General features: G+C 55.6%; 6 protein-coding genes and 3 tRNA genes. 4 read left to right on the forward strand and 5 right to left on the reverse strand.

Features of this window, described 5'->3' with window-relative positions:
• Positions 1-582 precede the first annotated feature (582 nt).
• Positions 583-2,490 carry a glycosyltransferase gene (locus AK2_RS06180; RefSeq protein WP_217994673.1) on the forward strand — a complete coding sequence of 636 codons (1,908 nt, stop codon included), beginning with the start codon at positions 583-585 and terminating at the stop codon, positions 2,488-2,490.
• Positions 2,491-2,598: 108 nt separating this feature from the next.
• Here AK2_RS06180 and AK2_RS06185 read toward each other — a convergent pair whose 3' ends face one another.
• A complete protein-coding gene (locus AK2_RS06185; protein WP_067932473.1) occupies positions 2,599-3,207 on the reverse strand; it encodes a TetR family transcriptional regulator in 609 nt (202 codons plus the stop codon).
• A 670-nt stretch (positions 3,208-3,877) separates the two neighbouring features.
• Positions 3,878-3,951: transfer RNA gene (locus AK2_RS06190), tRNA-Gly, on the reverse strand.
• A 206-nt stretch (positions 3,952-4,157) separates the two neighbouring features.
• On the opposite strand from AK2_RS06190, the gene AK2_RS06195 reads away from it, so the two are divergent.
• Genes AK2_RS06195 through AK2_RS06205 form a run of 3 tightly spaced genes read left to right on the forward strand, consistent with a single transcriptional unit; the run spans position 4,158 to position 6,186 of the window.
• The gene (locus AK2_RS06195; RefSeq protein WP_067932474.1) at positions 4,158-4,625 is read left to right on the forward strand and encodes a hypothetical protein; all 468 of its coding nucleotides are present in this window, start codon (positions 4,158-4,160) and stop codon (positions 4,623-4,625) included.
• 8 nt (positions 4,626-4,633) lie between these two features.
• Positions 4,634-5,545, forward strand: coding sequence for an FAD:protein FMN transferase (locus AK2_RS06200; protein ID WP_083520900.1), 912 nt, complete (start codon positions 4,634-4,636; stop codon positions 5,543-5,545).
• Positions 5,542-6,186: a ferric reductase-like transmembrane domain-containing protein gene (locus tag AK2_RS06205; RefSeq protein WP_245632796.1), complete on the forward strand. Its 645-nt coding sequence runs from the start codon at positions 5,542-5,544 to the stop codon at positions 6,184-6,186. Before AK2_RS06200 ends, AK2_RS06205 begins: the two co-directional genes overlap by 4 nt.
• Positions 6,187-6,337: 151 nt before the next feature.
• Here AK2_RS06205 and AK2_RS06210 read toward each other — a convergent pair whose 3' ends face one another.
• The 3 genes from AK2_RS06210 to AK2_RS06220 all read right to left on the reverse strand — a co-directional run bounded on the left by AK2_RS06210 (position 6,338) and on the right by AK2_RS06220 (position 8,765).
• Positions 6,338-8,200, reverse strand: a complete 1,863-nt coding sequence (locus tag AK2_RS06210) for an alkaline phosphatase D family protein (protein ID WP_067932478.1) — start codon at positions 8,198-8,200, stop codon at positions 6,338-6,340.
• Positions 8,201-8,609: 409 nt separating this feature from the next.
• Positions 8,610-8,686 (reverse strand) — tRNA-Ile (locus tag AK2_RS06215).
• A 4-nt stretch (positions 8,687-8,690) separates the two neighbouring features.
• Positions 8,691-8,765 (reverse strand) — tRNA-Gly (locus AK2_RS06220).
• Positions 8,766-8,977: the final 212 nt, after the last annotated feature.

An 8,977-nucleotide genomic window follows, 5' to 3' on the forward strand; every position in this document is an offset into this window, starting at 1 on the left:
TTTCCATATCAAGTAGCGAAAATGCAGAAAGGACCACCTCCTCAGGGTGGTCCCTTCTTTCGCTTTGGAGTGGGGGGAATCGAACCCAAAGGGAGACAACTCCACTGTCCTGTCGAATGCGGGATAGTTGTTTTCCTATGACAAATTGACCACCCCCACAAACGCTTGTTCTGATTTTGACTGGTATTCTATACTCAGGTTACGATGACATACATCGACATAGATCGATATACGTCGTTTCCACACGACTGGATCCGCATTTTGTCGGTGTGAGATGTCAGTATTAGGGGGATGATTACATAAGAAACCATGAATATGAACGCGATAGTATACGGGATGGACTATCATTTGGACAGATATGTAGTAACTTACATGCTCGCTCAGTCAACTTTCGTCATACTGCTATATTTTCTAGTTAAGCGACACAGTATCCGAGCTGGATGGATGGCGTTATATACTGCACTGCTAGAAATAGCATACTTGTTTTGGAGAGCATGCTATACGTTATGCTTAACCAACATACTCAATGCGTTCGTATCTGTCTTGTTACTTTCGGCAGAAGCGCTCGGCTGCATACAACAGATGATTTTTTACCGTATCATGGCGGCCCCCCGGGTTAGACGGCCCCATCGCCTCAGCACATTGGATTACTACCCATCCGTCGATGTTTTCATTGCCACCTACAATGAACCACTCGAAGTGTTGCGTCGTACGTTGACGGCATGCACTTATTTGGATTATCCGAAGGACAAACTGAACGTCTATGTGTTGGACGATGGATGCCGGAACGAGGTAAGATCTCTCGCGGAACAACTAGGAATTCACTATATTGCACGCCCGACCCGAGAACACGCGAAGGCAGGCAATTTGAACTATGCGCTTTCCAAGACAAAAGGAGAGCTTATTGTCACCTTGGACGCAGATATGGTACCCAAATCGTTCTTTCTTAAGCGAACGGTAGGGTACTTCAAAAAGCGCCGGGTTGCCTTTGTTCAGGCCCCTCAGATTTTCTTTAATCCCGATCTGTTTCAGCACAATCTGCGTTCGAATGATCAAGTGACTAATGAACAAGACTTTTTCATGATTGAAATGCAGAGCGCTCGCGAATCCTTTAATTCTGTAATGTATGTCGGCAGCAACACGGTGTTTTCGCGCAGGGCTTTAGAGACAATCGGGGGGTTCCTGACGGGGACTTTGACGGAAGATGTGGCCACTTCGATGCTATTACAAGCCCGCGGATACAAGGGCAAGTTTGTCCGAGACGTGTTGGCCAAGGGGCTTTCTCCTGAGAGCTTTGAAGAATTATTGCATCAGAGAGACCGGTGGTGTCGCGGCAATCTTCAAGTAGCAAAGAAGTGGAATCCACTGACTCTGCCTGGGCTGCGGATGATGCAGCGATTCATTTATATGTCGGGCGTACTATATTGGTATTTCGGAGTACAAAAGATTATTTTTATTGCGGCTCCAATTCTTTATCTCGATTTTGGTATCCAGCCGTTGCGTGCGGCTTTGCTTCCTCTTGCGGCCATGTGGTTGCCGAAGTTTCTTGCCAGTATGCTCACTTTCCGAGTATTGGCAGGTGATCGAAGAAATCTGTATTGGAGCCACATTTACGAAACGGCGCAAGCTCCGGTCTTGGCCCGCTCGGCGCTTGCCGAGACTTTGGGCATAGCCCACAAGAACCGGTTTCATGTGACCCGAAAAGGGGTCACACAATCCAGCGTTCGAATCGCGTCGAAGGTGTTTTGGACTCACTGCGTATTATTGGGTTTCTGCCTCAGTGGTTTTGTGGCCTCAATGCATTCTCTGGTGACCACTCATGCAATTGGCGGGGCATATGTGGTCAATGAACTGTGGAATTTGTACAACACCGTCGCTGTAATCCTGAGCATCTTTGTGAGTATTGAGCAACCGCGTTATCGCCGGACGGAGCGATTTCCAAAGCAAGTGCATTGTAAGGTCTTCAATGACAGGGAATGCTATGAAGGCTATTCCGTAGACATCAGCGAAACCGGCATACGTGTGGAACTCCCCTATGCAAGTTTGGTGTTATCTGGGGAATGGAAAATTGCTATCGAGGGACTGTCCTCCACACCGCTTGCAGTGCGGGCCATTGCATGGACCGGAGCGAAGGAAGATCCGTTTCGTTATCGCTTCGAATGGGTTCACCTCACTCACGAACAGTACCGCGAACTTGTGAAATTCATCTTCGATGACGAAGAGGACGTGGAAAATCAGTACCGTTTAGCTGCGGGGCACAGCGTGCTGGCAACTCTGTTTCGTACGTGGCACGTCAAAGTTGATTCTTTGCCACCCAAAGGAGATCGGGCTCAACGAAACCGGACTTCACGAGACAGTTGGCACAACACCGACGTCCTCAACATATTGGACTCGGAATATAAAAACGTACGGGCTATGCAGTTATGCAAAACGGACCGGGCGTGTCGACCCGGTCCTCACTGTATCTTGAATCTCTCGACCTGTGCATGAATGCAAGAATCTTCAATGCGCGCATTGACCCTTTTCGTGTCATGCTTCGTGAGGTCTCTTCTCTCTTATCCCCGTCACTCCTGCTACCACGCAGAACCTACTCAAACCTTACACGCCCGAATGCACAATAAGTCGTAGCCCGTCATTAAAGAGATCATCCGCCGTGTGGCCAGCACTAAAATACTCCTCGATACCTGCCACCAAGGTGGGATGATCCTTCTTAAACTGTTCCATATCAAAATCCTCAGTCATGTCTGTGACAAGTGGGGTTTGCTCCTCAATTACCTGTCCAAAGGTAAAGTGAATGGCGGTCAGTACTATCAACCGTGACTCCCGCAGGCTAACACCAGAAGTGTAGAGCGTCCTGATGGCTACCTCGGACACGTCTAACAAAGTCGAACATAGATGGGCCCCCGCAACAACCCGCCCCCCATCGGTATAAGACAGCATGGCTTTCCGCAACCGATTCAGTACGTCGATTAACCACTCTTGCCAGGTCTCATCAGAACCCCGTGGCCGAAGACCCTTAAATTCCGACTGCAGTATGCCTTCCGCCATGGCGTTGATCAGAGCCGCCTTATTCTTAAAGTGCCAATATAAAGTTGGAGCCTGTACACCCAGTCTCTTGGCCAATGCTCGCAACGTTACGCCCTCAAGGCCGACTTCATTCAGCAGTCTGAGTGCCTCTTCCACAATTTGATCCTTGTTGAGTGCCATCGTCTCTTGCCCCTTGAGGTCATCTTCTTGACAGTCTAACACATCCAGGAGTATATTCAGACTACCACTCTAACAATGTTAGAGAACCGAGTCGCACACGGTCATGACGGTGTCTACAATTGTAATTTAATCTACATAATTCCTTTATGTAGGAAAGGAGATAAAATATATATGCTGAATTACATTACACAATGGCACCGAGCATTCGTCCGAAGGATCGCCGCAACATTTGGTCTTCCAGAAGACCTGAGTCACCACCATCGCTCATATGTCCCGCACCCACACCCTAAATTGCATGTCGCGCGACATAAAGTCCTGCACCACCATCCATACCGCGAACCACGGATATTGAAAGGAATTCAGTATAGCATTGAGGCATATGTGATAGCAGTCAGCCATATGTGGAGAGCAGGTTTGGAGGCAACTCGTAATAGAAGATGATGGTGCATTATTGCTTGGATGCTTATTACACTTACAAGGCCTTAATTCCATGACGACGCCCCGTACAAAGATGACTACAGCGCAGAAGGTTATCGGAAAATTTAGGTTCATGAGCGCCAACGGATACTCTCGTCTTGGGTCTCCACCTTGGCATATGGCTCCACTCACTTGAAAATAAAAAATCCACTGCCTGGTGTCTCCCCGGACAGTGGATTTTCCTGCTTCTGTATGGAGCGGGTGAGGGGAATCGAACCCCCGCTACCAGCTTGGAAGGCTGGAGTTCTACCATTGAACTACACCCGCATATCTTTCCGGACAAACTGCGTACCTGTGTAGGTTACTGCCGCACAGGCCCTTCCCGAGCCAGTCCCCTTCAATGCCTCCGCAGTTACCCCTCTATTTTACCCAGACTTCGCCTCCTATGCAACTGCCTGATTTGAGACTTTTTCAATCATCACCGCCTATACTCCAGAATAACAAGCCCATGGTGCCTCGAGGAGGCGAAATGGATGGCGAAATCCACCGACTTGAAATCGGATCGAAAACAGCGAAGCGCGGTGCGCGCGCGACTGCTATCTGTCTTCACCTGGGGCACGGTTATCACCAGTGTCGCCGGTTTTTTCACCATTTGGTACAACATCCACCAATCCGCAAAGGCCAGCCCCATATCCTCTGCCACGTCCAGCGGCGGCGCGGGCGCCCACTCGCATAGGAACTCAAGCACGGGTTCCGGCGGTGATGGCGCGAGTTCAGGAGCCCAATCTGGCGGCGGGACTGAACCAGGGTCGCAATTTGGGTCGTCTGGGTCAGAAGAGTCCGGGAACTATGGCTACGGCGACGGGTATGGTCACCACCACGGGTCTTATGGTGACAACTATGGCAGTTCCGGCGAGTCCGGGCTGTTTGACGGCGGCGGACAAGGCAGTGCCGGCATCAGCCCTGGAAACCATTCGGATGTTCAGTCACACGCGTCGTGAGGCCGACCATGCACACGAGGACGTTCTCCGCCATGGGGACGACGGCGGAAATCGCCATCGCGCCACCGTCCATCGAGGTAGATATCGAAACTCTACTGGACACAGCGGAATCCATCATCCGTGAGCACGAAGGGCGGCTATCGCGGTTCCGACCGGACAGTGACGTCGCCCGGGTCAACTTGCGGCCCGGGACATGGGTACCCGTCCACCCCGCGACGGCGCGCGTGGCTGCCTTGGCCGTCGAAGGATTCAAGGCGACGGCTGGCCTCTTCAACCCCTGCCTCGGCACATGGTTGGAGAGCCTGGGCTATGCGGTGTCGTTCGACATGCTGCCCTCCCCCTCGGAGGATCCGGTACCCACGCTGCCGCCCGCATCAGGCGCGGCTTGCCCGCTCGAGGTTCGTGAATCGGAACGACGCGTTCGGGTGGCGCCCGGCTACAGGCTGGACCTGGGAGGGCTCGCCAAAGGGTGGATTGTGGAGCAGGCCGCCCTGTATCTGCGCAGCCACGGCGTTCACGACTTTATCGTCAGCGCGGGCGGTGACATGGTCTGCTCCGGGCGACACGGCGAGCGGCCGTGGCAAGTCGGCATCGCAGATCCACAGGAGCCTGCACGGATGCTGTTGACGCTCGATGTGGACAATCTCTCGCTGGCGACCAGCGGTACCTACCGCCGCCGCTGGCAACGCGCAGGCGCCACTCTGCACCACCTCATCGATCCGCGCACAGGCCGGCCGGCGGAAACCGACGTGGTCTCCTGCAGCGTCCTTCACCCGCGGTTAGCGGCGGCCGAGGTGCTGACCAAGGCCGCCCTCCTCCTCGGCAGCACCGATGGGGTGCCTTGGCTGCGCCGTCACGCGCCTGACGGTTGGGTGATTATGACCAAACACGGAAGGGTGATTCACGCTTGGAACTGGTGAATGAACGGCAGACACCTGCCCTGTTGAGCGCGGGCCTGTTTCTGTTCTTGATGATCACCGGATCGTACGGATTGGTGCACGTATTGTACCACACACAGGCGGGTACCAATCAGTTCTTTTGGTACATGGAGCGGGCGGCTGGTTTCACGGTGTACGAGCTGCTGGCCGCGAGCGTGCTGCTCGGCATGGCCAGCGCCGGCGGGCTGTGGGATAGGTGGCGGGCGCGCAAATTAGCGACGGACCTGCACCAGTTCATCGCCCTTTTTCTGCTGGCATTTCTCGCTCTGCACCTGTGGGGACTGCACGAGGATACGACTATCCCTTTCTCGCTGCAACGCCTGTTGCTTCCGTTCGTTTCGTCGTACCGGCCGCTGCCGGTGGCGCTCGGGGTCCTAGGAATGTACGGCGTCCTCGTCCTGATTCTCACCTCGTATCTGCGCCCGATGATTGGACCCAAGGTGTGGCGGACTATCCACTACCTGTCCATCCCGGTGTTCATCCTGGTCACGCTGCACGGCCTGCTGAGCGGCACCGATGCCGGCAGCCACTGGGCACTCGTACTGTACAGCGTACCGTGGGCGCTGTTCCTCGTGTTGCTGGTGCTCCGGACGCGGCGGCAGCGCACAACCCGTCCTGCATAATTCCCGATGCCAACCGCTTCGTGACGATTGTACCCGATTTCGGCATCTTCCCACATGTGTCGTTTCGCTTCTTCACGCGTGTCCACCTTCCCTCGCGCCAGACCGCCTCACCGGGTCGCATGTGACGGAGCGGATCGACAGCCACCTTTGTTTAGGCGCTCGAATGCTTCGCAGGGGAATCCCCTGCACGCTGAAGGACGCGCAGGGACGGCTGGCCGGAAGGCACCTCACACTGGTACAAAATTTGCTTATTGGCACCCGAAGGCAGGCGGATGTCTCCCACCGAGTACACCGTCCAGGTGAGCCTCTCCGGCGTCAGCTCCAGGATACAGTAACCATGCTCCGTGGTATTTAACCATTTTATCCACGGGTTTTCGCGGCAGATGACACGGGAGACCTCCTGCAAGAACCGTTCGATGTATTCCTGCGCCCCGTCCTGCAGCGGCTTCCACACGTGCTGGACCAGCTTCTTTGCGACAGAGGGAGGAAAGGGCAAGCCACGGGCCGGACGGGCGAACAACACCTGCTCCACGGTTTCTTTGAGATTGGCCGACGTGACCGATCCGGTCATCAACTCGACCCCAAGGTTCTTCCCGGGACGCACGGAGGAAAAGTGGGACGGTATCAGGCTGGCTTCAAAAGCATGCATATCCCCCGTGAGGACGACGAAGTTTTTGACTCTCGCCGCCTGAATTTTCCTCAACAGCCAGGCACGCTCTGCGGAATACCCGTCCCAGGCGTCCAGGTTCCAATAGAGGCCAAGCAGCTTCAGCTGGGTAAAGTGCACCTCATTCAGCCACAGCTTCCACACGGCGGGCGAGTTGGCCAGGCAATCCACGAGCCACTCCCGCTGGTTGCAGACCCCAGCCCCGAGCATCGACTGGCTGGGGCTGAACATCTGCGGGCACCCGGGCGTCAGATAGCGCTGTCCCATCACTTTCGATCCGCACGGATGCGGGCTCCGGTAGAGTCGTTCGTCGGTCAGGATGAGCTCCGCTAGGTTGCCCACCCGCAACGACCTGTAGAGCCGGAATGAACCGGCATCTTGCTGCGTTGCCAGAGGAATGCGCACGGGCATGTATTCCAGCCACGCTTGCGTGGCAGCACGCCGCCGGTCTCCGTCGGCTTCCAGGCCGTCGTCGGGCGCCACGTCCACGTATCCGTCGTTGGCAAATTCGTGATCATCCCACACCGCGACCATCGCGTGCCGTTCGTGCAACGCCTGCAGGTCTGCGTCCGCCCGGTACGTCTGGTACAAGCTGCGATAATCCGCCAGCGTCGTAGCTTTCAGCCTGCCGTCGGGGAGGCGCAGCGCGCGGTCCGGCAGCGGGGCTTGAAACTTCGCGTCGGCGACGGATTCATAGATGTAATCGCCGAGATGGATGACCAAATCGACGTCCTCCTCGGCCAGGAACCGGTACGCGTGGTAGTACCCGTTGGTATAATCGGCGCAGGTAACATACCCCAGACGGAGGGACGAAAGCGGATCGCCCTCCGGCGGCAAGGTCTTGAACCGCCCCGGGCGGCTGACATGCCCGTCTTTGGTCACAAATCGGTAATAATACGTCGTCTTCGGGCGCAGGCGTCCATCCAGGTCGACCTTGACCACATTGTCGAAATCGCCGCAAATGGGGGCAAACCCTTTCAGCGCGGGTTGTTGGAACTGGGGATCTCGGGCAACCTCAAACAGCACAAACCGGCCGCTGCGAATGGCCTGCGCCAGCATGTGGCGCCAAGCCCGCCGCGACGATGGCCGGCCCACCTCTTCCAGCCACTGTACGTGCCCTGGGGGAAGGCTGGCGACACGCAGTCCACGGGAGACGGACGGATGGACCCGCGTCCAGAGGACGGCCCCGGTCGGCGTCGGATCTCCAGCAGCCACCGATTGCGGAAATCCCTCACCAGGCGATAGCCGCGGCAAGAACCCCCAATGGTGCAGCCCGAGACGGTTTGCCGCTACATAGACAGACCCACTCAGCCACGTTTTCACCGTTTTCCACGATCCGCTCGTCATATCGGCCACGCCCCTGATTTGACATGTTTCAGGTCCAGGTCCAGGTCCCCCTGATCCAGGGTTGGGCAGGAGTCGTTCTGAACGCTATACGATATTCGTCGGCTTCGAGCGTGGCGCATGACGGAACGCAAATCGATCACACACGGGAAGGTGGGAGACACCTGGCAGCGGGCACGGTTTCTTCACTCGCGGATGCAGCTCGCCTCACAGATGCAGCGTTGTGTTCAGGCTGGAACGTTGTGTTCAGGCTGTTGGACATGGAGCTCGGCCTCCACACCGAGGTCGAACGCCATGCTGGGCGAGTGGGAAGGGAATGAATAGCGCCTTGTAGATTTCTTGTTGCTTGCCCGATTGTCAAAAGAGAAAAACCCTTGCCATGCAAGGGTTTCTGGGCTTCGGATGTTCGTTGTGGTGGGCCCACTAGGACTCGAACCTAGGACCAACCGGTTATGAGCCGGCCGCTCTAACCAACTGAGCTATGGGCCCAGTTTGGAGCGGAAGACGGGATTCGAACCCGCGACCCTCGCCTTGGCAAGGCGATGCTCTACCCCTGAGCCACTTCCGCCCATCGATGCACCGCACTACACAACGGACGCGACGCCTGACTACAGGCATAGACCAGTATAACACATAATGTGGCGCAGGACAATCATGTCACGGAATGTCAGGCCCAACGCATCTTGTTTTCCATATGGATTATCCTCGCAGCGGAAGCGGATTGGCAGATGATTGAGGATTTGGGGTTTGAGATTGAGCACGTCCAATAAAACGACAAAA

It is taken from the genome of Alicyclobacillus kakegawensis NBRC 103104, assembly GCF_001552655.1.
In the GTDB taxonomy this organism is placed as follows: Bacteria; Bacillota; Bacilli; order Alicyclobacillales; family Alicyclobacillaceae; genus Alicyclobacillus_G; species Alicyclobacillus_G kakegawensis.